Here is a 26,161-nt window from a genome sequence, read left to right as displayed (position 1 = left end):
CATGGCCGTACAAACAGGTTCACGCCCGGATTCTCTTTTTGCCCGGGCCATTCGTGAAGGGTTCATTGCCGGTCTTGTGGCATTGGGGCTTTTCATTCTGATCGTTGGTTTCAAGACCGACCAGAACATTAACAATGAGCTGGTGCTGCAACAGCGCTGGGGAGCACTTGCGATCCTCGTTGCAATGGCTGCTTTCGGGCGTTTTGGCTTTATAGCCTTCTTGCAGCCTTGGCTTGAGGCACGCAAGTTTGCGAAGGCGAGCCGACCGACGGTCGCTGCCGAAAGCCCGTCTTTCTTTCGCAAGCATTTTTCGCAAATTGGCGTTGTTTTTCTTTTCGTCTACCCGATCCTGATCGTCAGTATGCTTGGCTGGCAGGGTTCGCTTAAATGGGTCGACAATTTCGGCGTTCAGATCCTGATCTATGTGATGCTCGCATGGGGTCTTAATATTGTGGTCGGCCTCGCTGGCCTTCTCGATCTGGGGTATGTCGCCTTCTATGCCGTGGGCGCTTATTCCTACGCGATTCTTTCTTCGTATTTTGGCCTGTCCTTCTGGATGCTGTTGCCGATTGCAGGCATTCTGGCGGCAACATGGGGCGTGATCCTCGGTTTTCCGGTCTTACGTCTGCGCGGAGATTATCTCGCTATCGTGACGCTTGCATTCGGCGAAATCATCCGCCTTGTGCTGATAAACTGGACGGACCTCACCAGAGGAACGTTTGGTATTTCAGGTATTGCCAAGGCAACCTTCTTCGGTCTGCCATTCAATGCCAGCAAGGATGGCTTCGCCGCCTATTTCGGTCTCGCCTTCTCTGCTGCTCACTATAAATTCTTCCTCTATTACGTGATCCTCATCCTTGCGCTGATAACGGCTCTGGTCACGATCCGTCTTCGTCGCATGCCGGTCGGTCGTGCATGGGAAGCACTGCGTGAAGATGAAATTGCCTGCCGTTCGCTCGGTATCAATACCACCACGACCAAGCTCACCGCCTTTGCGACGGGTGCTATGTTTGGTGGTTTTGCCGGTTCCTTCTTTGCTGCTCGTCAGGGGTTCGTAAGCCCCGAATCCTTCGTCTTCCTTGAATCCGCTGTTATTCTCGCCATCGTCGTTCTGGGTGGTATGGGATCGCTTGTCGGGATTGCCATTGCTGCGATTGCGATGATCGGTGGCACGGAAATCTTGCGCGAGATGGGCTTCCTGAAGGCCATCTTCGGTCCAAACTTCACGCCTGAACTCTACCGCATGCTGATCTTCGGTCTGGCTATGGTGGTGGTCATGGTCTGGAAGCCACGCGGATTTGTCGGAAGTCGGGAACCAAGTGCGTTTCTCAATGAGAAGAAGATGGTGTCGGGTGCCTTTACCAAGGAAGGGCACGGCTGATGGCGGAGACAAAAATTATGGCTGGCAATGGTTCGAAAGAGACCATTCTTACAGTTGAGCATCTGTCGATGCGCTTTGGTGGTCTCATCGCGATCAACGATCTGAGCTTCGATGTGAAGCGCGGGGACATTACTGCGATCATCGGTCCGAACGGTGCGGGCAAGACAACAGTCTTCAACTGCATCACCGGCTTCTACAAGCCGACTGGCGGTATGCTGACGATGCACCGGGCTACAGGTGAAAAATTCCTTCTGGAGCGTCTGCCGGATTTCAAGATCACGCAGGATGCGCGGGTTGCGCGTACGTTCCAGAATATTCGCCTGTTCTCAGGTTTGACTGTTCTCGAAAACCTGCTTGTTGCACAGCACAACACGCTGATGCGCTCGTCGGGCTACACGATCCTTGGTCTTCTCGGCTTTCCAACCTACCGGAAGGCCGCAAAGGATGCGATTCAAAAAGCCCGCGACTGGCTTGAGAAGATCAACCTTATCGACCGTGCGGACGATCCGGCTGGCGATCTGCCTTATGGTGATCAGCGCCGTCTGGAAATTGCGCGTGCCATGTGCACCGAGCCGGAAATTCTCTGCCTTGATGAACCGGCTGCTGGTCTTAATCCGCGTGAATCAGCAGAACTCAACAAGCTTCTGTTAGATATTCGCAAGGAAACGGGCACGTCGATCCTGCTGATCGAACACGACATGTCGGTGGTTATGGAAATTTCCGACCACGTGATCGTGCTCGAATACGGCACGAAGATTTCCGACGGCTCGCCCGAGGACGTCAGGAACGATCCGCGCGTCATTGCCGCTTATCTCGGCGTGGATGATGACGAGATTGCTGAACTGATTGAAGAAGCGGATAAGCCAGGTATTGCTGATCCGGCTGATTTTATCGCAGCCCAGCTTGCGGAAGAGGCAATCGAGGAAGAAAAAGCCGAGGAGCCCCGGCTTTTTGCTGGCGGACTTGCGGCTGCGCGTGATGGAAAGCCTGATAATCTGACGCTCATCAAGGGCATTGGTGCGATCAACGAGAAGAAGCTTAACGAGCACGGCATCTACCATTTCGATCAGATTGCCGCCTGGGCTGAAGCTGACATCGTTCAGGCCGAAACCTATCTCGAATTTGACGGTCGTATTGCTCGTGAGGATTGGGTGGGACAGGCAAGCAAGCTTGCCACGGGTCAGGCCACCGAGTTTTCATCGCGTGTTGAAGCTGGCGATGTTCCGACAAGCCATAAAACTTCTCCCGCAAAGGCAGCCCGAGCGCTGAAAGGCACAAAAGCTCCGGCAAAGCCTAAGAAGGGAAGCGAATGATGACGGCTGAAACCATGCAGACAAAACAACCGCTTCTGGCCGTCGAAAAGGTCGAGACCTATTACGGCAATATCCGCGCTCTGAAGGGTATTGACCTGACGGTCAACGAAGGTGAAATCGTAGCGCTTATTGGTGCTAACGGCGCTGGCAAGTCCACGCTGATGATGACCATTTTCGGTTCGCCGCGCGCTCGCACTGGTCGCATTCTCTTTGGAGGCAAGGACATAACGTCGATGCCGCCGCACGAGATCGCGAAGCTCCGTATTGCGCAGTCGCCGGAAGGCCGGCGCATTTTCCCGCGCATGACGGTTCTCGAAAATCTTCAGATGGGCGCTAGCCTCGATAATCAGCAATATTTCGAAGAAGACGTTGCGCTGATGTTCGAGCTGTTTCCGCGTCTGAAGGAACGTATCACACAGCGTGGCGGTACACTTTCGGGTGGCGAGCAACAGATGCTGGCAATTGCACGCGCCCTGATGGCGCGTCCGAAGCTCCTGCTTCTTGATGAACCGTCGCTTGGTCTTGCTCCGCTGATCGTCAAGCAGATCTTTGAGGCAATCAAGGAGCTTAACCGTACACAGGGTTTGACCGTGTTCCTCGTCGAGCAGAACGCGTTTGGTGCGCTGAAGCTCGCTGATCGCGGCTATGTTATGGTCAATGGATCAATCACGATGAGCGGCGCTGGCCGCGAACTGCTGGCTGACCCGGAAGTGCGTGCCGCCTATCTCGAAGGCGGAAGGCATTAAGGAGAAAAATCATGCAGGGAATTCTCTACGAAGAACCGTCATTCTGGCTGTTTTTTCTCATCACCTGTCTTCTGGGCGGTTGGGCCGCCTGGATGACTGGCCGTGCCTGTGCGCAGACCTGGCGAACCTATCCGCAGCTGCTGCTCTATCTCATTCCGTTGGGGGCAGCCGTACGGTTCATCCACTATGCTTTGTTTGAAGGCACGCTGCTTTCACTGCACTATTATCTGGTTGATGTGATTGTGCTGATGATCATCGGCACGGTCGGGTTTCGTTATACCCGCACCAAGCAAATGGTGCGCCAGTATAACTGGCTTTATGAAAAAGCCTCGCCTCTCAGCTGGAAGGCAAAATAATTTAAAGCTTCGCCGTTACGCGGCGGAGCTTTTTTAAAAAGATCACGCTGAAAAACAGGTTCAGCGTAGATATTGCTGGCTAATCAGCAAGATAATAAGGCGATGCAAAAACATCGTTTCGGGGTAACTATAATCGGGAGTTCAAGTAATGAAGAAATCGCTTTTCTCAGGCGTTGCTCTTGCAGCAGTGATGGCTTTCAGTGGCTCGGCTTGGGCAGATGTACTGTTGGGCATCGGCGCACCGCTGACCGGTCCAAATGCTGTTTATGGTGCTCAGATTCAAAAGGGCGCTGAAGCGGCAGTCAAGGAAATCAACGATGCCGGCGGTATCAATGGCGAAAAGATCGCGATCTCGCTCGGTGACGACGTTTCCGATCCGAAGCAGGGTATTTCGGTCGCCAACAAGTTCGCTGCTGACGGCGTAAAATACGTCATCGGTCACTTCAACTCCGGTGTTTCGATCCCGGCTTCTGAAGTCTATGCCGAAAACGGTATTCTCGAAATCTCGCCAGCGGCAACCAACCCGGTCTATACAGAACGCGGTCTTTGGAACACGTTCCGTACCTGTGGCCGTGACGATCAGCAGGGCATCGTTGCCGGTCAGTATATCTTCGACAACTTCAAAGATGCCAAGATTGCTGTGATCCACGACAAGACGCCTTATGGTCAGGGTCTTGCCGACGAAACCAAGAAGAAGCTCAACGAACTTGGCGCAAAAGAAGCACTTTATGAAGGCGTAAATGTCGGCGAAAAGGACTTCTCCGCTCTTATCGCCAAGATGAAGCAAGCCGGTGTGACGGTTGTTTACTGGGGTGGTCTCCACCCGGAAGCCGGTCTCATCATCCGCCAGCTCGCCGATCAGGGTCTGAAGGCTCAGTTCATCTCGGGTGACGGTATTGTGTCGAACGAACTGGCTTCGATCGCAGGTCCTGCTGTTGAAGGCACGCTGAACACATTTGGCCCAGACCCACGCAACGCCCCGGCAAATGCTGAACTCGTCAAGAAGTTCCGCGATGCGGGCTTTGAACCAGAAGCCTATACGCTTTATTCCTATGCGGCAGTGCAGTCGCTGGCAGGTGCCGCAAAGGCTGCTGGCAGCAATGACCCACAGGAAATTGCCAAGGCTCTGAGAGAAAAAGGTCCATTCCCAACTGTGCTTGGCGATCTTTCTTATGACGAGAAGGGCGACCCGAAGCTCCCAGGTTACGTAATGTATAAGTGGGAAAAGGGTGCTGACGGGAAATATAATTACATTCAGCAGTAAGCATCTGTCTGTATTGTTACGTCTGCTCGAAAAGTGCCCGGCTATATGCCGGGCATTTTTATTTTAAGAAATCAGCATATTCATAACATCATGCGTAAAAAGCATTAAATTTGGATATTAACGAGGGTGGACAATACTGGACAAAGCCATTTTACCTATTGTAACGACATTGTTTGGCGTAAAGCACGGTCGGCAATTCGTTCCCTGGAGGAGGGCGAGAGCGTCGGGAAATATTGGCTAAGTGGATTTCGTGGTCCATAGCATTAAGCCTGTTTCTCGCACGGATATAAAAATTCTCTTCCAGTGGAATTGGCGGCTCCGGAATTCAGTCCGGAGATCGTGGTTTAATGGGAGTAACTGAAATGAAGAAATCCTTATTCTGTGGTGTGTGCCTTTCCGCTTTGGTTGCGATGGGTGGAGCCTCTTTTGCTGATGTGCAGCTGGGTGTTGGTGCACCATTGACGGGCGGTCAGGCGGCTTATGGCGACCAGATCAAGCGCGGCGTTGAAGCAGCCGTCGCAGAAGCCAATGCCAAGGGCGGCATGAATGGTGAGCAGATTACGATCGTTTATGGCGACGATGCTGCTGATCCGCGTCAGGGGATTTCGGTTGCAAACAAGTTCGTCGGCGATGGCGTTCAGTTCGTAATCGGTCATTTCAATTCGGGCGTCAGCATTCCGACATCGGATATTTATGCAGAAAACGGCGTGCTGATGATTGCGCCGGGCACCACCAACCCGACTTATACTGAACGCGAATTGTGGAACACCTTCCGTACCTGCCGTCGAGATGACCAGCAGGGTATCGTGGCAGGCAAGTACATTGCTGACAATTACAAGGATGGCAAAGTCGCGATCCTGCATGACAAGACGCCTTATGGTCAGGGCCTTGCCGATGAAACGAAGAAGTCTCTCAATGCCAATGGCAAGGAAGAGACACTCTACGAAGGCATCAATCAGGGCGACAAGGATTTCTCGGCGCTGATTTCCAAGATGAAGGCCTCAGGCATCACTGCTGTTTATTGGGGTGGTATGCACCCGGAAGCGGGTCTGATCATCCGTCAGATGGCTGATCAGGGGCTGAAGGCTCAGTTCATTTCTGGTGACGGCATCGTATCGAACGAGCTGGCTTCCATTGCTGGCGACGCTGTTTCGGGCGTTCTGAATACGTTTGGCCCGGACCCACGCGATGACGCAGCCAATGCTGATCTGATCAAGGCATTCCGCGACAAGGGATTTGAACCAGAAGCTTACACCTTCTATGCTTACGCAGGTGTCCAGTCGCTGGTGGATGCAGCCAATGCTGCCGGAAACAACGATCCGCAGTCGGTTGCCGAAGCCATGAAGAGCAAGGGTCCGTTCAAGACCGTGCTTGGCGATGTATCTTATGATGCAAAGGGCGATCCGAGCCTTTCGCCTTACGTTATGTTCGAATGGCGCAAGGGTGATGACGGCAAGTATAACTACTTCCAGAAGAAGTAAGGCTGATCGAGGCAGACTCACTGGCCCGATGTGGGGTCTGAACAATGTTCAACGAGCTGAATGTACTATTTCTTCAGTAACATTGTGCAGAATGCCTCATATATTAGCATAATTTGCTTTAAATTTCGGCAAAATGCCCGACTTTTGGTCGGGCATTTTGTTTTTATCTCCAGATTGCACAGTTTGTTTGCGCTTGCCCATTTTGCGGGTTAAGCAAAGGCACATTCTTCATTGCAGCCTGGGAGACCTGCCTTGTCCATACGTAAAATACTGGTCGCCAATCGTTCAGAGATTGCCATCCGCGTGTTCCGTGCAGCCAATGAGCTTGGCATAAAAACGGTTGCGATATGGGCTGAGGAAGACAAACTTTCACTGCATCGTTTTAAAGCGGATGAGAGCTATCAGGTTGGCAGAGGTCCACATCTCGCTCGTGATTTAGGCCCGATTGAAAGCTATCTTTCCATTGACGAAGTGATCCGCGTTGCCAAGCTTTCGGGCGCGGATGCCATTCATCCGGGTTATGGCCTGTTATCGGAAAGCCCTGAGTTTGCGGATGCTTGCGCCGAGAACGGCATTATCTTCATTGGCCCGAAGCCGGAAACCATGCGCCGCCTTGGTAACAAGGTTGCTGCGCGTAATCTCGCCATTGAGATTGGTGTACCGGTGGTGCCCGCAACCGATCCGCTTCCGGACGATATTGAGGAAGTGAAGAAGCTCGCCGCCAAAATCGGCTATCCGCTGATGCTGAAAGCCAGTTGGGGTGGCGGCGGTCGCGGTATGCGTGCGATCCGTGCCGAGGAAGATCTTGATCGCGAAGTCGGTGAAGCTAAGCGCGAGGCAAAGGCGGCTTTCGGCAAGGATGAAGTCTATCTCGAAAAGCTCGTCGAACGTGCGCGTCACGTCGAAGTGCAGATTCTGGGCGATACGCATGGCAATGCAGTTCATCTTTATGAGCGCGATTGCTCGATCCAGCGCCGCAATCAGAAAGTTGTTGAGCGCGCGCCTGCACCTTACCTCAATGATGCGCAGCGTCAGGAACTGGCCAGCTATGGTCTGAAGATCGCTCATGCAACTGATTATATCGGTGCGGGTACGGTTGAATTCCTGATGGATGCCGATACGGGTGCCTTCTACTTTATCGAAGTGAACCCGCGCATTCAGGTCGAGCATACTGTCACCGAAGAAGTGACGGGCATCGATATTGTCAAAGCGCAGATACATATTCTGGAAGGCTACGCCATTGGCACACCAGAATCGGGCGTGCCGGAGCAGAAAGATATTCGCCTCAACGGTCATGCGCTGCAGTGCCGTATCACAACGGAAGACCCTGAGCAGAACTTCGTTCCCGATTATGGGCGTATTCAGGCTTATCGCTCGGCATCGGGTTTCGGCATTCGTCTTGATGGCGGCACGGCCTATTCGGGCGCGGTCATCACGCGCTATTATGATCCGTTGCTGGTGAAGGTCACGGCGTCCGGTTCGACGCCGATTGAAGCGATCCGCCGTATGGACCGTGCATTGCGCGAATTCCGTATTCGTGGTGTTGCGACGAACCTCACCTTCGTTGAGGCAATCATCAATCATCCGCGTTTCCAGTCGAATGATTATACGACGCGCTTTATCGACACGACGCCTGAGCTTTTCACGCATATGAGGCGTCAGGATCGCGCGACCAAGCTTCTAACCTATGTGGCTGATGTCACGGTCAATGGTCATCCAGAAACCAAGGGCCGCGCCGAGCCATCGCGGGATGCTGCCAAGCCGGTGGTGCCGTGGTTTGGCGATCGTCCGGTAGTGGACGGCACCAAGCAGTTGCTCGACAAGCTTGGGCCGCAGAAGTTTGCCGAATGGATGCGCAATGAAAAGCGCGTTCTCATGACTGACACGACCATGCGTGACGGTCATCAGTCATTGCTGGCAACGCGCGTGCGCACCTATGATATTGCGCGTGTGGCAAATGCCTATGCGCAGGCGCTGCCGAACCTGTTCTCGCTGGAATGCTGGGGCGGTGCGACCTTTGACGTGTCGATGCGCTTCCTCACCGAAGATCCGTGGGAGCGTCTGGCAATGGTGCGCGAAGGCGCGCCGAACATCCTGCTGCAAATGTTGCTGCGCGGTGCGAATGGTGTTGGCTACAAGTCCTACCCGGACAATGTGGTGAAGTATTTCGTGCGTGAAGCAGCGCGTGGTGGCATGGACCTGTTCCGCGTGTTCGACAGCCTCAACTGGGTTGAGAACATGCGCGTATCGATGGATGCGGTGTTGGAAGAGAACAAGCTCTGTGAAGCGGCCATCTGCTACACGGGCGATATTCTCAATCCGGAACGCGCCAAATATGACCTTAAATATTATGTCGATCTGGCCAAGCAGGTTGAAAAGGCTGGCGCGCATATCATCGCTGTCAAGGACATGGCGGGCCTGTTGAAGCCAGCGGCTGCACGTGTGTTGTTCAAGACGCTGCGTGAGGAAACCGATCTGCCGATCCATTTCCACACGCATGATACGTCGGGTATTTCGGCCGCAACCGTGCTTGCAGCGGTTGATGCTGGCGTGGATGCGGTTGATGCGGCAATGGATGCCTTCTCCGGCAATACATCGCAACCTTGCCTTGGTTCGATTGTCGAGGCGCTGCATGGTTCGGAACGTGATCCGGGTCTTGATACGGAAACGATCCGCCGCATTTCCTTCTATTGGGAAGCGGTGCGCAATCAGTATGCGGCCTTTGAAAGCGATCTTAAGGGACCGGCTTCGGAAGTGTACTTGCATGAAATGCCGGGCGGCCAGTTCACGAACCTGAAAGAACAGGCGCGTTCGCTGGGTCTTGAAACCCGCTGGCATGAAGTGGCGCAGGCCTATGCCGATGTGAACCGCATGTTTGGCGATATCGTCAAGGTGACGCCATCCTCCAAGGTGGTGGGCGACATGGCGCTTATGATGGTCTCTCAGGACCTGACCGTTGCCGATGTTGAAAACCCGGATAAGGACATTGCATTCCCGGATTCGGTTGTGTCGATGATGCGTGGCGATCTTGGTCAGCCGCCATCGGGCTGGCCTTCATCGCTGCAGAAGAAAGTGCTCAAAGACGAAAAGCCTTTCACGGTACGTCCCGGTTCGCTGCTTCCAGCCGCAGACCTTGAAGCCGAGCGCAAGTCGATTGAGGAAACGCTTGGTCGCGAGATCACAGACCAGGAATTTGCTTCCTACCTCATGTATCCGAAAGTCTTCACAGACTATGCGGCTGCACAGGAAAATTATGGCCCGACCAGTGTTCTGCCAACGCCGGTTTATTTCTATGGTTTGAAGCCGGAAGAAGAAGTCTTCGTTGATCTTGAACGCGGCAAGACACTTGTGATTGTCAATCAGGCGATGAGTGAAACGGACGAGAAGGGCATGGTCACGGTGTTCTTCGAACTCAACGGTCAGCCACGCCGCGTCAAGGTGCCAAACCGCGCCAAGGGTGCGTCGGGTGGTGTGAAGCGCAAGGCGGAACTCGGCAATGACAAACATGTCGGTGCGCCAATGCCGGGTGTCGTTTCAACGGTTGCTGTCTCGCAGGGCCAGAACGTGAAGGCCGGCGATGTGCTGCTTTCCATTGAAGCCATGAAGATGGAAACTGCTCTGCGTGCTGAACGCGACGGCTCGATTGCCGAAGTGCTGGTGCGCCCTGGCGAACAGATCGATGCAAAGGATTTGCTGGTGGTTTTCGGGGATTAATTTCTCTTCTTTTACGGAATTTTGAAAACGCCGCGCCCTGTGAATGGGTGCGGCGTTTTCTTTTGCTTGCGCGGTCATAAAAATCTGCTATGCACGTTTATACCTATTCATGCATGTTTGTGCATGATGATAGAAAGGCAATGATGACAGAGCTTTTGCTGCACGAACGACAAACGCGGATACAGGTGCTGCTGGATCAGTCCGGCCGCGTGCTGGCCAGTGAACTTGCCGATACTTTTGGAGTTTCGGAAGATACGATCCGCCGTGATTTGCGTGAGATGGCGGCAGCGGGGCTTTGCAAGCGTGTTTATGGCGGTGCACTGAAGGCCGCGCCCTCTTATGCGCCACTTGCGGAGCGCGATACGGAAAGACCAGAGGCCAAGACGGCCCTTGCCGCCACGCTGGCCGCTCTGATCGAGCCGAATATGACGGTGTTTCTTGACTCTTCCTCGACCAATCTCGCGCTTGCGCGTCTTTTGGCCGATCGGGGAGATGGGATCACGGTCGTCACCAACACGCCGTCCATTGCTGCTATCGTTTTGCAATCGGACAAAATCGACGTGGTCATGATTGGCGGTCCTATTGATCGCCGTGTCAGTGCTGCTGTCGGCGCGCGTGCTTTGCGCGATGCGGAACTGGTGCGCCCTGATCTTTGTATGCTCGGTGTCTGCGGCTTTTCTGCCGAAACAGGTATAACCGCGCTTCATCTGGAAGATGCGGAATTCAAGCGGGTTATTGCCGGGCGCAGCCGCAAGGTTGTGCTGGCGATCACCAGCGACAAGCTTGGTACCGTTGCCGCGCACGATGTCATACCCATTGAGGCGGTCAATGTTATGGCTGTCGAACATGATGCGAAGGAAGACGTGCTTGCGCCCTATCGGGCATCAGGCATGAGTATTGTAAGGGCGGTTTAAGGCCGTGACCGAGGAAACCATGGAACAGACTGCCGGACGAAACGATGCGCTGAATGACCGTGCGCCAATCGTAACCAGGGAGCGCATTGCGGTGGCACTGCTCTTTCTGATGAATGGGTATATTTTTGGCGGCTGGGCGCCGAAAATTCCGGAATTTGCGGGGCGTCTCGGGCTCGATACCAGTGGCATGGGTCTGATGATCCTCGTCTTCGGTATTGGATCTCTTTCGATGATGCCGGTCGCTGGTGCATTGTCGGCCCATCGCGGCTCCGGTGCTGTCGTCAAGCTGTTTGCAATCGGTCTTATCCCTGCGTTGCTCATTATTGCGCTCGTGCCGAATATCGTAACAGCCGTGATCGTCATGTTCTATTTTGGTGGCATGATCGGCGCGATGGATGTCGCGATGAACGCCAATGCGGTGGGTGTTGAAAAGCATATGCGCCGTGCAATCATGTCGTCTTGTCACGCATTCTGGAGCCTTGGCGGCCTGATTGGTGCTGCGACCGGTGGCTTTCTGATTGCACATGTTGGTTCAACTGTTCATGCACTGATCGCAACGATTGTGGCCGCAGGATTGCTCGCCTGCGCCTGGCCGTCGATCATTGCCGACAAGTTCCATCATCCGAGTGGTGAAAAACAGAAGCTGGTTTTGCCACGCAATGCTCTGCCATGGCTGGTGGGTATCATTGCTCTTTTTTCGATGATCCCGGAAGGCGCGATACTTGATTGGGGTGCCTATTATCTGCGCGATGAAATGGGTGCATCGGTAACGGTTGCCGGTTTTGGCTTCGCGGCCTTCTCCATGACCATGGCGATCATGCGCTTTGCAGGCGACATTGTGCGTGACCGTTTCGGTGCCATCAACACGCTGCGTTTCTGCACGTCGATTGCCATTGTCGGTATGGTCATTGTCGGCCTGTCGAGCCACCCTTATGCAGTGATCTTTGGCTTTGCCATCTGCGGCATCGGCATCTCAAACATGGTGCCGATTGCCTTTTCCATCGGTGGCAACATACCGGGTATCAACCCAAGTGTTGGCCTGTCGATTGCCACGACTATGGGCTATTCCGGTATGCTGGTCGCCCCTTCGCTGATCGGATTTGTCGCCAAGCATAGCGGTTTCAGCGTGGTGTTTCTGACACTGCCTGTCCTGCTGCTGGTTGTTCTCGCTTTCTCAGGACTGGCGAAATATGCGGATAGCTCGCACTAACAAGCATTTGAGCCAAAAGTGCGAAGCGGTTTTGCGTAGGATAATGCGATGGAAAAAATGCATCGAGCGGTTATCGCTCGATGTTATTCAGCGGTCCAGCCGCCCTCGACAGGCAGGGCGGCGCCGTTAATCTGCGCTGCGGCATCCGTTGCAAGGAAGGCCGCAAGCGCACCGATCTGCTCGGTGGTTACAAATTCCTTCGTCGGCTGTTTATCGAGCATGACTTCGCGGATCACTGTTTCGCGGTCCATGTTATGGGCTTTCATCTGATCGGGAATCTGCGCTTCGACAAGCGGGGTCAGCACATAGCCGGGGCAGATGGCGTTGGCCGTAATCTTGGCAAGGGCAAGTTCGAGTGCCAGTGTTTTTGTGAAGCCGACAATACCGTGCTTGGCTGCGACATAGGCCGACTTGAACGGCGAGGCGACAAGTCCATGGGCCGATGCGATGTTGATGATCCGGCCCCAGCCAGCTTTTCTCATGTGCGGGATGGCAGCGGCGGATGTGTGGAACGCTGAGGTCAGATTGATAGCGATGATCCGGTCCCATTGCTCGGTCGGAAATTCCTCGACAGGTGCTACATGCTGGATACCGGCATTGTTGACGACGATGTCCGCGCTGCCAAAGGCGTCCACACTTTTTGTGATTAAGGTGCGACACTCGTCGGCTTTCGACATATCCGCCGCAATATAAATCGCGCTGACGCCATGTTTTTCGGCGATCTTCGTTGCAAGATTGTGATCTTCGTCGCGGTCTGTGAAGGAATTGATCACAAGATCGTGCCCGGAAGCTGCCAGGGCACGGGCGATGCCAAGTCCTATACCTGAATTGGAACCGGTGATGATAGCGGTTTTGCGGGCTTTGGCATCTGGCATGTATAGTTTCCTCCCATTTTTAAGGCGCATCTTATTTGAAAACCGCTTCACACTTTTCAGGATGCGCTTTGAATTCTTCGTATAATGAGGAGGCGACAAGCCGTCGGCAAGTGATTATATAACGAGAAAGCAACGCGGGCAGGCGTTGACAATTGCGCCCTGCTACGCCACCTGAAAACAGGCCCGTACTAAGAGCAGTTCCCGAGAAGCGGAAAGCAGCTTCCATCGGCAATTGCGGCAGGACAAAAGAACAGAGCACAATGTCTTCCGAGACCGTCAGCTATTTTTCGCATCCATTTCCCCGTCGCCAATCCGTTGGCGTGAGCGTTGGCGGTGTTATCGTTGGCGGCAGTGAACCTGTTGTCGTCCAGTCGATGACCAATACCGATACGGCGGATATCGATGGCACCGTTGCGCAAGTTGCAGCTTTGCATCGCGCCGGTTCCGAGATTGTGCGCATCACGGTGGATCGGGACGAATCCGCTGCTGCCGTTCCAAAAATTCGTGAGCGTCTTGAACGTCTCGGGATGAATGTGCCGCTGGTTGGAGACTTCCATTATATCGGACACAAGCTTCTGGCCGATCATCCGGCGTGCGCGGAAGCGCTTGCGAAATATCGCATCAATCCGGGTAATGTCGGTTTCAAGGACAAGAAGGACAAGCAGTTCGCCGATATCGTGGAAATGGCGATCCGCTACGATAAACCAGTGCGTATTGGCGTGAACTGGGGATCGCTCGATCAGGACTTGCTGACCACGCTGATGGATCGCAATCAGGCTGAGGGTGCGCCATTGAGCGCGCAGGAAGTCATGCGCGAAGCCATCGTGCAGTCGGCGCTGATTTCGGCAAATCTTGCAGAAGAGATCGGGCTAAGCCGCGACAAGATCATTCTGTCGGCCAAGGTCAGTCAGGTGCAGGATCTGATTGCCGTTTACACAATGCTGGCGCAACGCTCCAATCATGCGCTGCATCTCGGTCTCACCGAAGCGGGCATGGGCACCAAGGGTGTCGTCGCATCGTCTGCCGCCATGGGCATTCTGCTTCAGCAGGGCATTGGCGACACGATCCGTATTTCGCTGACACCGGAACCCGGCGGTGACCGCACGCGCGAAGTGCAGGTGGCGCAGGAACTGTTGCAGACCATGGGCTTCCGTCAGTTCATTCCGATTGTTGCGGCGTGTCCCGGTTGCGGGCGCACCACCTCAACCGTGTTTCAGGAGCTGGCGCAGAATATTCAGGACGATATTCGCCGCAACATGCCTGTCTGGCGTGAGAAATATCCGGGCGTCGAAGCACTTTCGGTCGCGGTCATGGGCTGCATCGTTAATGGTCCGGGCGAATCAAAGCATGCCGATATTGGCATCTCGCTTCCCGGTACGGGCGAAACGCCGTCCGCACCGGTCTTTGTCGATGGCAAGAAGGTTACGACGCTGCGCGGACCTGAGATTGCTGCAGATTTCCAGAAGATGGTTGCCGAATATATCGAGAACCGCTTCGGACTTGATCAGAAGATCGCAGCTGGCCAGAACTAAAGCATGTCTCCCAAAAGTGGGAACCGGTTTTGGGATAAAGACATGCTAAAAAACAAAAGCTTAAAGCGTGCCACGCTTTAAGTTCAGTTTAAGACAGGGTTTGTGGCAGCTTCGGGCATTGATTTGCGGGTTGCCGCCCAGAATATGAGCGTGACGAGGCTGATGCCTGCACCAAGCAGACACACACCGTTCCAGCCTGCATGAGCATAGACCCAGGTTGAAATTGCTGAACCGCTGGCGCTGCCGATGGAATAAAAAACCATATAGGCAGCGGTCAGCCGATTTTGTGCGTCTGGACGCACGCGATAAATCATCGCCTGATTGGTGACGTGCACGGCTTGAAGTCCAAAATCGATTACCAGCACGCCGACAATCAGCCAGAGCAATGAATGATCGAGCAGAGCAATTGGTATCCACGATAGTAGCATCAGCGTAAGTGCGATGCCGGTCATGCGTTGAGCATGCCCGCGGTCGGCGGCTGCCCCCGCACGAGAAGCCGCAAGCGCACCTGCGGCTCCGGCAAGGCCGAACAGTCCGATTTGTGCATGGCTTAGTTCAAAAGGCGGCGCGCTGAGCGGCATGACGAGGGGGGCAAGCAGCGTGGTGATATCTGCAAAGATCAGCATGGCAATGATTGCACGGACACGAAGCACAGGCTCAGAGCGGAAGAGCGTTACGAGCGACAGAATAAGTGCTGGGTAGGAGACGCTTGTCGTCTGACGATTCTGTTGTGGCAGGTTGCGCCAGAGAAGAAGCGAAATCAGCAGCGTGAGTGCTGCGGAACTGAAGTAAACACTCCGCCATCCGCCAATATCGGTAAGTGCACCCGCTATGGCGCGTGCCAGCAATATGCCAAGCACGATGCCGCTTGTGACTATTCCCACCACATGACCACGCTGCATCGGATCGGCGAGACTGGCTGCATAGGCGACAAGTGCTTGTGTGACGACGGCCAGAAGGCCTGTCGCAGCCATTGCCAGCAGCAGTATGGTCGCGCTTCCTGCAAAGCCAATGGCTAGTAGCGATAAGACCGAAAGCAGGAAATGCGCGAGAATCAGTTTTCGCCGGTCGAAAAGATCACCTAGCGGCACCAGAAAAATGAGGCCGATCGCATAGCCAATCTGGCTCGCAGCGATAATGAGGCCTGCAGTTGAGCGTTTCAGCCCCATATCATCTGCCATCACATCAAGAAGCGGATGCGCGAAATAGACATTGGCTACAGCAAGGCCGCTTGCGATGGCAAACAGCAACAATGTCGCTCGGGAAAGCGAAGGGCGCACAAGGTCATTCGCGGCAGACGGTGCTGCCACGGTGGAGGAGGACTGCATGATTGACTCCTATAAATGGTTTTAAAATGAAACCATTTTGCTTTTAGCGTGATTGGTTTTATATTGCAACCGAGTTGCAATGCATGGAGTAAACATGGTTCGCAAGAAGAGCCTGAAAGGCGATTATTGCCCGAGCGCACGAGCGCTGGATGTCATCGGCGACTGGTGGTCGCTGCTGATTGTGCGTGAAGCGTTTGATGGCGTGACGCGCTTCAGCGCCTTCCAGAAGAATTTGGGTATTGCCCGCAACATTCTCGCGGAACGGCTGCGCAAGCTGACGGGCGAGGGCATTCTGGAGATGGTGTCCGATCCCAATGGCGGCGCGCATCAGGAATACAGGCTCACGGCCAAGGGGCGCGATCTGTTGCCGGTCGTCGTCGCGTTGCGCCAATGGGGCGAGAATTATCTTTTCGCGCCCGATGAGCCGCATTCAAAGCTGGTCGATACGGCAAATGGTGAAGGTGTCGCAAAACTGGAAGTGCGCGCGCTCGATGGTCGCCCGCTCTCGGTGGATGACGTTGCCATCATCAAGGTGCGTGAAACAGATGTGTAAGTTTTAGTTCTGGCGTTCCGCGATGAAGCGGGCAGCTTGCTTGAGAATGGTCGCATCATCGCCGAAGGGCTCGAGCAGGCTTTCGGCTTGGGCAACGAGGCCGGAGAGCTGCTTGCGCGTCCAGTCGATGCCGTGAAGCGCCACGAGCGTGGCCTTGCCAGCGGCTGCATCTTTGCCGGTTGCTTTGCCCATAGCGGCTGCATCTGCGGTCACGTCGAGAAGATCGTCGGCAAGCTGGAAAGCAAGGCCGATGGCAGAGCCGAATTCGGCCATACGTTCGCGATCCTCGCGTGATGCACCTGCAATGATTGCGCCTGCTTCACAGGCAAAGCGGATCAGCGCACCAGTTTTCATCGCCTGCAGGGTTATAATGCCTGCTTCATCCGGTTTGTTGTCTTCTGCCATCAGATCAAGCGCCTGACCGCCAGCCATGCCGCCAACGCCAGATGCCCGCGCGAGTGCTGATACAAGCTGGATACGGATATTGGCAGGCAGATCGGTTTCGTCTGACGCCACGATGTCAAACGCATAGGTCAGCAGACTGTCGCCTGCGAGAATGGCTGCGGCTTCATCGAAAGCCTTGTGCACGGTTGGTTGGCCGCGCCGCATATCATCATTGTCCATCGCTGGCAGATCATCGTGGACGAGCGAATAGCAGTGAATGCATTCGAGCGCCGATGCGACGCGCAGGACCGCATCGCCGTGTTGGCCGAACAAAGCTGCACTTTCAACGACGAGGAATGGACGCAGCCTTTTTCCACCGTTCAGCACGCCATGACGCATGGCGGCAAGCAGTCGCTCCGGACGAGCCACTTCTCCAGTGCGCAAACGAAGATCCAGAAGCCCGACCAGCATTGTCTCGACTTCGAGCGCACGAAGGTTCAGGGATTGAGCAAAATCGACAGACACGTTTTCCATGCAGAAGGGGATGGACGAAAGCGCTGAATTGGTCAACTGGGCATGACGGTCAGCACAGGCTTTTTCATCAAGCGGTCATCAAACAGAGGGTTTTGAGCTACGATTGGCTGAACTTACCGTTAGAAATCCCGCAAGTGGATTATGGAATCAGGTTCATTATTGTTAAGGAATAGTTTATGTCGCTTGAAAGGAATTAACGGGCGGTGGAAGTGGCAAAAATCATTCTCAAGAGCAAAGATGGGCGCAATTACTTGGCTGATCCCGTTTGGGGTGGCAGAATTGCTCTTATGCTCAAGATTTTGGTGGCGCTTGCAATTCTTCCGCTTTTTCTGATCCTGATCTATTCGGTTCCCTTTGTGCGCCCAATCTCGACTTTGATGATCAAGGATTACGTCCTCTTGCGGGATGTCGATCGGCAATGGGTCAGCATCGAGGATGTAGCACCTGTTCTGGTGAACTCGGTCATGATGGCGGAGGATGGGCAGTTCTGCAGCCATGGGGGTGTAGACTGGCACCAGCTCAGTCTGGTGCTCGATAATTCGGGCGAAGGTGGTCCGAGCCGCGGCGCCTCTACCATAACCATGCAGACGGTGAAGAACCTGTTTCTCTGGAACGGCCGTTCCTATGTACGCAAGGGACTCGAATTTCCTCTGGCAATTGCTGCCGATGCGGTGCTTTCCAAACGACGGATCATGGAGATTTATCTCAACATCGCCGAATGGGGGCCGGGCATCTATGGTATTGAGGCTGCAGCTCAGCATTATTTCAAACGCCCGGCATCCCGTCTGACTGCGCAGCAAGCAGCTCTGCTTGCCGTAACGCTTCCCAATCCGGCTTTGCGCAATCCGGCAAAGCCGACGCGCAACATGCAGCGTATCTCGCGTATTGTTGCCGGACGCGCTTCCCGGGCTGGTCCTTATGTGACGTGCGTGCAATAAATGCGCAGTCTGGAAAAAAGATAAGACTCCGACTGGTCAAATGCTGCGAGAGCGTGTATAGGCACGTGACTTTCCGGAATTTTGTCCGATGTGACAGGCTCCTCGGGGCCGTGCCGGACGTTTATTGATCGATCAGTGGAGTTGGATCCATGGCAGTACCAAAACGCAAAACGTCTCCGTCGAAGCGCGGCATGCGCCGTTCGGCAGACGCTCTCAAGGCCCCGACTTACGTCGAGGACAAGAACTCGGGCGAACTTCGTCGTCCGCATCATATCGATCTTAAGAGCGGTATGTATCGCGGCCGTCAGGTCCTCGAAGCTAAGGAATAGTCTTAGGCTGCATTGCAGCTGAAAGATGAATTTCAAAAACGCCGTTTCCGGTTTCCGGAAGCGGCGTTTTCTTTTGGGAATATTTGATTTGTCGGGTTTAGCCCACTTAGTGGACCGGTGAGGTCACGCGTTTACGTGACCTCAAGCAGATGAAGTCAGCCTGCATCTGCAGCAAAGCCAGCGCCCTCGATGCCTGCAATTGCTGCAGCTTCATCATTGTCAGATGTGTCACCTGAAATTCCGACAGCGCCAACGATTTCGTTTAAGGCATCTTTAATCAGGACGCCGCCCGGGACAGGGACGATCTTCCCACCCGAGACACCCGAAAGACCTTCCAGAAAATGCGGACGATCCTTGGCCTGATTGTGGAGCCAGCGTGAACCGGTGCCAACGGCCAAAGCGCCAAAGGCCTTGCCAGAAGCAATCTCAAAGCGGAGAATCGAAGTTCCATCTTGTCGCTGAAAGGCCTTGAGATGACCACCGGCGTCAAAAACCGAAACGACAATCGGCTTCAGTTGCAGTTCTGTGGCCTTGGCAAAAGCACCGGCAATGATCGCGTTGGCTTTTTCTAGCGTCAGTTGGGGCATGGTTGTCTCCTTTGTTTGCATGGCGCTAATCTAACGGTTGTTGAGCAATGCGCATGGTCAAAAGTGCATGCCTATCGAAGAAACTGATTATCATTTTGAGCGAAGGTGTCTTCCCAACACCCTCACCTCTGAACTTGCAAAAGAGCTGGTTTTGGGTTTTCTCTGTCGGTGATTTTTCAAGGAGGAAAGAATGACAGCCACAAATAGTCCGAAGGCCATTGTTATTGCCAGCGCTGCCCGTACTGCAGTGGGGGCCTTCAACGGCGCCTTTGCCAACGTGCCAGCGCATGAGCTTGGTGCTGCCGCCATCAAGGCAGCTCTCGAACGTGCCGGCGTTGATGCGGTCGATGTGGACGAGGTCATTCTTGGTCAGGTGTTAACAGCAGGTGAGGGACAGAACCCCGCCCGTCAGGCTGCTATGGCTGCTGGTTGTCCGAAAGAAACGACAGCCTTCTCGATCAATCAGCTCTGTGGTTCCGGTTTGCGTTCCGTGGCACTCGGTATGCAGCAAATTCTGTCGGGCGACGCAAAAATCATCGTGGCTGGTGGACAGGAGTCCATGTCGATGGCGCCACATTGTGCCCATCTGCGCGGTGGCGTGAAAATGGGCGACTTCAAAATGATCGACACCATGATGAAAGACGGTTTGGTCGATGCGTTCCACGGCTATCCTATGGGGATCACTGCAGAAAACATTGCCAACCAATGGCAGTTGAGCCGCGAGGAACAGGATGCTTTTGCGCTGGCCTCGCAACACAATGCCGAGGCCGCACAGAAAGCTGGCCGCTTCGATGATGAAATCGTTCCGTTTACGGTGAAAAGCCGTAAGGGCGAGACGATTGTTTCCGCAGATGAATATATCCGTGCAGGTACAACGATCGAAGCACTTAGCAAGCTGAAACCGGCCTTCGACAAGGAAGGTACTGTTACGGCGGGCAATGCCTCCGGCATCAATGACGGTGCTGCAGCTGTGGTTCTGATGGATGCGGATGAAGCCGCAAAACGTGGTGTCGAACCGCTTGCGCGCATCGTTTCCTGGGCAACGGCGGGTGTCGATCCATCGATCATGGGAACTGGTCCTATTCCGGCAACACGCAAAGCGCTTGAAAAGGCAGGCTGGACAGTTGCTGATCTGGAATTGGTCGAAGCCAATGAGGCCTTTGCAGCGCAATCCTGTGCAGTTGTGCGCGATCTTGGGCTCAATCCGGAGATCGTCAATGTGAATGGTGGAGCGATCGCCATCGGTCATCCGATTGGTGCCTCGGGTGCGCGGGTGCTGACAACGCTTCTGTATGAGATGAAACGGCGTAATGTGAAGCGCGGTCTGGCAACGCTATGCATTGGCGGTGGTATGGGTGTCGCCCTGTGTGTCGAGCGGTCGTAAGAGGCTCAAAAGTTAACAGCGAGCTTCAGTATCACTGTCACTGAGCGGCGAGGTCTTGCCGCTCTATGGTGTTTGGATCGGCTCGGCCACTATATGTTGTGAGAACAAAGCGGGAAAATAAGCGGATCAGCGATTCGTCTCCGATTCGTTCCGGCTTTGACCTGAAGGTTAATGAAAAGCGGCTCCTATGTGATGAGAGTTTTAACTAACTGTCAGGAAATATTGATATTCTATGAATAGGTTATCCGTCGCCTCATCTCGCAAAATGGCTTCCGAGATAAAAGTTAATGCGGTCGCCGGTTTGTTCTCCTTTCGGGCCGGATATTAATTGAGGTGATTCATTATATGGTGGGAATTTGGTGTTCAGCCACTATATGTTGCCGTGAACAAAAGGCGAAGAAAGCTCTGTGAGCGATTCGTCGCTGATTCGTTCCAGAGTCGTTCTATTTATTAAAAGGCACGTTTGTTAAGATGCAGGCCGATGTAAGACCAACCTTCAATCCTGTGTTTTAAAACGGATGGTCATTTGAAAGCCGTTTTGTTCTTTTCAGGGTGCGCGCGAGAAAAGTTCCGGTTAGAACAGTGAAGACTGGATCGTGCCGGAAACGTCCCGAAACATGGATTGAAACTTAACAGGAGCGCTTTCGGCTCAAGTCATATAGTGCTAACGCATAGCTTTACGCATGACATTTGTTCCGGGAATTCTATTATTGGCATGAACCAACTCCCTGCCCATGATCTGCCGCTAGGCTTGAGCGGTCGCGGTGTTACTGCGGTGCTGGGGCCGACAAATACCGGCAAGACGCATCTCGCTATCGAGCGGATGCTGTCGCATGGTAGTGGCATGATAGGCCTTCCACTGCGCCTTTTGGCGCGCGAGGTCTATAATCGTGTGGTTGAGCGGGTAGGGACTGCCAATGTTTCGCTGATTACCGGCGAAGAAAAGATCACGCCGCCTACCTCTCGTTATTCCGTCTGCACGGTCGAGGCCATGCCGCGTCGGACAGATATGCCTTTTGTGGCTATCGATGAAGTGCAGCTTGCGGGCGACCTGGAACGTGGTCATATCTTTACCGACCGTATTCTGCATCTGCGCGGACGACAGGAAACGCTGCTGCTTGGTGCAGGTACCATGCGCGGCATTCTGGAAAAGTTGCTGCGTGGCATTACAGTCGTGACACGTCCACGGCTGTCGCATCTTTCCTATGCGGGTTCCAAGAAAATCATTCGCCTGCCGAATCGTTCGGCCATCGTGGCTTTCTCTGCTGATGAAGTTTATGCAATTGCCGAGCTGATCCGCCGCCAGCGTGGCGGTGCTGCCGTGGTGATGGGTGCGCTTAGCCCGCGTACCCGCAATGCTCAGGTTGAGCTTTATCAATCGGGCGATGTTGATTTTCTGGTCGCAACTGATGCGATCGGCATGGGCCTTAACCTCGACGTTGATCATGTGGCATTTGCGCAGAACCGTAAATTCGATGGCTACCAGTTTCGCGATCTGACACCAGCCGAGGTCGGGCAGGTTGCAGGACGCGCCGGGCGTCATTTGCGTGACGGCACGTTCGGTGTGACGGGGCAGGTACAGCCACTGGACGACGAGCTTGTAGAACGGGTCGAAGCGCATGCTTTTGATCCGGTGAAAGTGCTGCAGTGGCGGACGGGGCGGTTCGACTTCTCGTCACTCAGTGCCTTGCGCTATTCTCTGGAAACACCCACGCCCATAGAAGGGCTTACCAAAGCATTGCCAGCGGTTGATCAACAAGCGCTTGAAAATTTGTCGAAAGACGACGACATTGTGCGGCTTGCAACGACGCCTGCGCGGATCGAACTTTTGTGGGATACCTGTGCGCTCCCCGATTATCGTAAGATCGCGCCGGCTCAACATGCCGATATCATTGCAACCATCTATCAGGATCTGGTCCGCCGAGGGAGCGTTGATGAAGATTATATGAGCGAACAGGTGCGCCGCGCCGACAGTACAGAGGGGGAAATCGACACTCTGTCGCATCGCGTGGCGCAAATCCGCACCTGGACTTTTGTGTCGCACAGGCCGGGATGGCTTGCCGATCCGACACACTGGCAGGAAAAGACGCGCGAAATTGAGGACAGATTGTCCGACGCGCTGCATGAAAGGTTGACGAAACGCTTTGTAGACCGCAGGACAAGCGTGCTTATGAGGCGCCTGAGAGAGAATGCCATGCTAGAAGCAGAAATCAGCCCGGCCGGTGACGTAATTGTCGAGGGCCACAATGTTGGGCAACTAGAAGGATTCCGGTTCACGGCCGACGTTCAGGCTGAAGGGCCGGACGCGAAGGCTGTGAAGACGGCTGCACAAAAGGCGCTAGCCGCCGAGTTCGAACGTCGTGCGGAGCGGTTTGCTGCGGCACCCAATGGCGATTTTGCGCTTGGGTCGGATGGCGTGATGCGCTGGGTCGGCGCAACCGTTGCAACGCTCGTCGCTGGCGACGATGTGTTGAAGCCGCGTGCGATCATTCTGGCTGACGAACAATTGACCGGACCAGCACGTGACAAGGTTGCTGCCCGTATTGAACGTTTTGTCGCGCACCATATCGAAACCGTATTGAAGCCGCTGACTGATCTCAGTGCTGCCGATGCTTTGACCGGTATGACCCGCGGTCTGGCTTTCCAGATCGTCGAAAATCTTGGTATCCTTCAGCGCCGCGAAGTGGCCGAAGAAGTACGTGGTCTTGATCAGGATTCGCGAGCAGCACTTCGTCGTCTCGGCGTGCGCTTTGGTGCCTATCATGTTTTCATGCCGATGCTGCTGAAGCCCGCTCCTGCTGGCATGATCACGCTGCTCTGGGCATTGAAGAATGACGGCCGTGAACGCACCGGTTATGGCGATGTGGTCAATGTGCTGGCAGCTGGCCGTACATCGGTCGTTGTCGATCCGGCTTTTGATCCGATGTTCTATCGTCTGGCCGGTTATCGGGTGCTTGGTCGCCGTGCTGTGCGCATCGATATTCTGGAACGTCTTGCTGACCTCATTCGTCCGGCACTTGCCTGGCGTCCGGGTTCGGGCGCACGTCCGGAAGGTGCCTATGACGGTGGCCGCTTCATCGTGACCCCTGCCATGATGTCCATTCTGGGCGCGACTGGCGAGGACATGGAAGAAATCCTGAAAAGCCTCGGATATCGTCATGAAGCCATGGACGCAGCCGACGTAACGGCAAAGCTTGCCGAGCTTGATGCATTTGCTGCTGAAGCTCAAGTCAAGGATACGGTTTTCAAGGCTGCTGTACCTGCTGCAGTTGCAAGCGAAGGCGAAAAGCCTGCCGTTCCGGCAGCCGAGCCTGTGCCTGCGCCAGTGGAGGCCGTTGTTGCCGAGACTGTTGAAGAAGCCAAACCTGTTACGGAAGCCAAGCCTGTTACAGAAGTAAGCGAAGCGCCGGTTGAAGAGCCGAAGCCTATTCTTCTGTGGCGTCAGGGCCGCTTTGAAGGTCGCAATCGCAATCAGGATCAGAACCGTCAGCGCCACAATCGCCCACAGCAAGGCGTTCAGGGCAATGAGGCTCGCAAGTCCGAAGATGGTCCAGAAGGCGGCGAAGCGCAGAACACGCGTGACAATCGTGGCGGCAAGCGGTTCGACAAGAACCGCCGCAACCATGATGGTGCCCGCCAGAATCAAGGCCAGAATCAGGGGCAAAACCAAAGCCAGGGTAAGCGCGAAGGCTTCAAGGGCAAGCCGCGTGATGGTGACCGCAACCGTCAGCCAAAGCGCGACAATGCCGGCCAGCAGGGCAACAAGCGGTTCGAGCAGGAACGTCCCGTGCGTGTCGATCCCGATTCGCCTTTTGCCAAGCTTCTCGCTCTCAAGGAGCAGCTGAAGAAGTAAGATGGCGACCGAAGCGATTGCAAGACAGCGTATCGATAAGTGGCTGTTCTTTGCACGCGTGGTCAAATCAAGATCGCTGGCGGCGAAACTCGCCGTCGGCGGCAAAGTTCGTGTTAATCGCGACAAGATCGAGCAGGCCTCGCATCAGGTGAAGATCGGCGATGTTCTGACCATTACCCTTGAGCGACGCATCGTGATCTACAAGGTGCTGGCAGGCGGAGATCGGCGCGGACCAGCGCCTGAAGCGCAGCTTCTTTATGAAGATTTGACACCAAAACCTACCCAGCAATCCGAAAACATAGAAGCGGTGCAGCCTCGGCGCGAAAGCGGTGCGGGACGTCCCACCAAGAAAGAACGTCGCGAAACTGATCGCTTGCGCGGCAACTGATGCGGACGCGATGACGCAGTTTGAATGGTCAATACGATAGAATTTGCGTATTAAAGGCTTAAAATAAAAGCATTTTTCAGTTTTTCGCCTTCAAAAGAAACGTCATTTCAGATGTTCGTGACATATTGATATTGCGGCGTTTGGGCCCTTGTCATAGGCAGATAAAGTCGCTACCTCACCGTTGGCGATTGCAAGGGCATGAGCTGGCAAGCAAGCCACACGCCGTAGCACCATATGCGTGACACATATGTCGTGACGGGAGCGAACCATTCAGATGTTCGATCTGAATGTTCAAACAGCCAGTTCAGAATAGATAAGCCATTCCTTCAAATGGAAGGCTGGCAACAGGAGTTGGACAATGACTTATGTCGTGACCGATAATTGCATTCGTTGCAAATATACGGACTGCGTCGAGGTTTGTCCTGTCGACTGTTTCTATGAAGGCGAGAACATGCTCGTCATCAATCCGGACGAATGCATTGATTGCGGCGTCTGTGAGCCTGAGTGCCCGGCAGAAGCCATCAGCCCGGACACTGAGCCGGGTCTCGACAAGTGGCTTGAGCTGAACGCAGAATATGCGGCGAAGTGGCCAAACCTCACTGCCAAGAAGGACGAACTTCCGGAAGCCAAGGAAATGGATGGCGTGACGGGTAAGCTTGAGCAGTTCTTCTCAGCAGAACCAGGTTCGGGTGATTAACACCCATCATGCAGGCAAACCTGTCTGCATGAATAAGTGATTACAGCCTGTTTTATGGGCGTCTAAAGTTGCCAAAACCAACGTGTTTGGCAATTTGTTGATTCTTGCGCAAAATTGTGTTAAGTTGCACAGATAATTTCGGTGGCTGGACGTCAACTCGTGGCGCAAACGCGTTAATCTCTGAAAGGGCTATATTTTTTTACTGGGCTGTATTGGCACCGGGATGGATTATTGCGATTTCAGCGCTCCGCCCTCACCAAGCTCTCCCGGTAGATAAATCTGTGCCTGAGACGCGCTTTCAGTTCAAAACCGCAACGACTTCCATATCTCTCCCAGGAGGTATGGTCGAAATCATGTGTAAACCGGCGAGTTGCGCCGGGCACAACAGGGAGTATTGAAG

General features: G+C 54.3%; 21 protein-coding genes. 17 read left to right on the top strand and 4 right to left on the bottom strand.

What is annotated here, in order from left to right:
• Position 1 precedes the first annotated feature (1 nt).
• The 9 genes from livM to ACSME1_RS05210 all read left to right on the top strand — a co-directional run bounded on the left by livM (position 2) and on the right by ACSME1_RS05210 (position 12,379).
• Positions 2-1,381, top strand: coding sequence for a high-affinity branched-chain amino acid ABC transporter permease LivM (gene livM / locus ACSME1_RS05250; RefSeq protein WP_024895789.1), 1,380 nt, complete (start codon positions 2-4; stop codon positions 1,379-1,381).
• A gap of 17 nt (positions 1,382-1,398) precedes the next feature.
• Positions 1,399-2,694, top strand: a complete 1,296-nt coding sequence (locus ACSME1_RS05245; RefSeq protein WP_024895788.1) for an ATP-binding cassette domain-containing protein — start codon at positions 1,399-1,401, stop codon at positions 2,692-2,694.
• Complete coding sequence (locus ACSME1_RS05240) at positions 2,694-3,440, top strand: ABC transporter ATP-binding protein (RefSeq protein ID WP_024895787.1); 747 nt, start codon at positions 2,694-2,696, stop codon at positions 3,438-3,440. The genes ACSME1_RS05245 and ACSME1_RS05240 overlap by 1 nt, the downstream gene beginning before the upstream one ends.
• Positions 3,441-3,451: 11 nt before the next feature.
• Positions 3,452-3,796 (top strand): DUF6867 family protein, encoded by a 345-nt coding sequence (locus ACSME1_RS05235; RefSeq protein WP_024895786.1) that lies wholly within the window; start codon positions 3,452-3,454, stop codon positions 3,794-3,796.
• Positions 3,797-3,944: 148 nt separating this feature from the next.
• A complete protein-coding gene (locus ACSME1_RS05230; protein WP_024895785.1) occupies positions 3,945-5,060 on the top strand; it encodes a branched-chain amino acid ABC transporter substrate-binding protein in 1,116 nt (371 codons plus the stop codon).
• 362 nt (positions 5,061-5,422) lie between these two features.
• Positions 5,423-6,541: a branched-chain amino acid ABC transporter substrate-binding protein gene (locus tag ACSME1_RS05225; protein ID WP_024895784.1), complete on the top strand. Its 1,119-nt coding sequence runs from the start codon at positions 5,423-5,425 to the stop codon at positions 6,539-6,541.
• A 252-nt stretch (positions 6,542-6,793) separates the two neighbouring features.
• The gene (gene pyc / locus ACSME1_RS05220; protein WP_024895783.1) at positions 6,794-10,255 is read left to right on the top strand and encodes a pyruvate carboxylase; all 3,462 of its coding nucleotides are present in this window, start codon (positions 6,794-6,796) and stop codon (positions 10,253-10,255) included.
• A gap of 140 nt (positions 10,256-10,395) precedes the next feature.
• Positions 10,396-11,169, top strand: a complete 774-nt coding sequence (locus tag ACSME1_RS05215; protein WP_105706923.1) for a DeoR/GlpR family DNA-binding transcription regulator — start codon at positions 10,396-10,398, stop codon at positions 11,167-11,169.
• Positions 11,170-11,188: 19 nt separating this feature from the next.
• A complete protein-coding gene (locus tag ACSME1_RS05210; RefSeq protein WP_105706871.1) occupies positions 11,189-12,379 on the top strand; it encodes an MFS transporter in 1,191 nt (396 codons plus the stop codon).
• An 83-nt stretch (positions 12,380-12,462) separates the two neighbouring features.
• On the opposite strand, the gene ACSME1_RS05205 is transcribed toward ACSME1_RS05210, so the two are convergent.
• Entirely contained in the window at positions 12,463-13,254 is a 792-nt protein-coding gene (locus ACSME1_RS05205; RefSeq protein WP_105706869.1) for a 3-hydroxybutyrate dehydrogenase, read from the bottom strand.
• 260 nt (positions 13,255-13,514) lie between these two features.
• On the opposite strand from ACSME1_RS05205, the gene ispG reads away from it, so the two are divergent.
• Positions 13,515-14,786: a flavodoxin-dependent (E)-4-hydroxy-3-methylbut-2-enyl-diphosphate synthase gene (gene ispG / locus ACSME1_RS05200; protein WP_105706867.1), complete on the top strand. Its 1,272-nt coding sequence runs from the start codon at positions 13,515-13,517 to the stop codon at positions 14,784-14,786.
• Between the two features lie 83 nt (positions 14,787-14,869).
• Here the strand turns inward: ispG and ACSME1_RS05195 are convergent, their stop codons facing one another.
• Entirely contained in the window at positions 14,870-16,114 is a 1,245-nt protein-coding gene (locus ACSME1_RS05195) for an MFS transporter (protein WP_100558574.1), read from the bottom strand.
• A gap of 94 nt (positions 16,115-16,208) precedes the next feature.
• Here ACSME1_RS05195 and ACSME1_RS05190 point away from each other — a divergent pair, with 94 nt between their 5' ends.
• Positions 16,209-16,667, top strand: coding sequence for a winged helix-turn-helix transcriptional regulator (locus tag ACSME1_RS05190; RefSeq protein WP_024895778.1), 459 nt, complete (start codon positions 16,209-16,211; stop codon positions 16,665-16,667).
• Positions 16,668-16,670: 3 nt separating this feature from the next.
• Here ACSME1_RS05190 and ACSME1_RS05185 read toward each other — a convergent pair whose 3' ends face one another.
• On the bottom strand, positions 16,671-17,585 hold the full coding sequence (locus ACSME1_RS05185) for a polyprenyl synthetase family protein (protein WP_024895777.1): 915 nt from the start codon (positions 17,583-17,585) through the stop codon (positions 16,671-16,673).
• Positions 17,586-17,794: 209 nt separating this feature from the next.
• On the opposite strand from ACSME1_RS05185, the gene mtgA reads away from it, so the two are divergent.
• On the top strand, positions 17,795-18,523 hold the full coding sequence (gene mtgA / locus ACSME1_RS05180; protein WP_024895776.1) for a monofunctional biosynthetic peptidoglycan transglycosylase: 729 nt from the start codon (positions 17,795-17,797) through the stop codon (positions 18,521-18,523).
• A 149-nt stretch (positions 18,524-18,672) separates the two neighbouring features.
• Complete coding sequence (gene rpmF / locus ACSME1_RS05175; protein WP_006467787.1) at positions 18,673-18,852, top strand: 50S ribosomal protein L32; 180 nt, start codon at positions 18,673-18,675, stop codon at positions 18,850-18,852.
• Positions 18,853-19,007: 155 nt separating this feature from the next.
• Here the strand turns inward: rpmF and ACSME1_RS05170 are convergent, their stop codons facing one another.
• Positions 19,008-19,439 carry a GlcG/HbpS family heme-binding protein gene (locus ACSME1_RS05170; protein WP_024895775.1) on the bottom strand — a complete coding sequence of 144 codons (432 nt, stop codon included), beginning with the start codon at positions 19,437-19,439 and terminating at the stop codon, positions 19,008-19,010.
• 190 nt (positions 19,440-19,629) lie between these two features.
• Between ACSME1_RS05170 and ACSME1_RS05165 the strand changes: the two genes are divergently transcribed.
• The 4 genes from ACSME1_RS05165 (at position 19,630) to fdxA (ending at position 25,761) form a co-directional block, all read left to right on the top strand.
• On the top strand, positions 19,630-20,823 hold the full coding sequence (locus ACSME1_RS05165; RefSeq protein ID WP_024895774.1) for an acetyl-CoA C-acetyltransferase: 1,194 nt from the start codon (positions 19,630-19,632) through the stop codon (positions 20,821-20,823).
• Between the two features lie 715 nt (positions 20,824-21,538).
• The gene (locus ACSME1_RS05160) at positions 21,539-24,676 is read left to right on the top strand and encodes a helicase-related protein (RefSeq protein WP_105706865.1); all 3,138 of its coding nucleotides are present in this window, start codon (positions 21,539-21,541) and stop codon (positions 24,674-24,676) included.
• 1 nt (position 24,677) lies between these two features.
• Positions 24,678-25,064, top strand: coding sequence for an RNA-binding S4 domain-containing protein (locus ACSME1_RS05155; protein WP_024895772.1), 387 nt, complete (start codon positions 24,678-24,680; stop codon positions 25,062-25,064).
• A 358-nt stretch (positions 25,065-25,422) separates the two neighbouring features.
• Complete coding sequence (gene fdxA / locus ACSME1_RS05150; RefSeq protein WP_007876747.1) at positions 25,423-25,761, top strand: ferredoxin FdxA; 339 nt, start codon at positions 25,423-25,425, stop codon at positions 25,759-25,761.
• Positions 25,762-26,161 lie beyond the last annotated feature (400 nt).

Origin of the sequence: Brucella pituitosa (genome assembly GCF_965577835.1) — a bacterium.
GTDB lineage: Bacteria > Pseudomonadota > Alphaproteobacteria > Rhizobiales > Rhizobiaceae > Brucella > Brucella pituitosa.
This window is presented reverse-complemented; position numbering and strand designations above follow the sequence as displayed.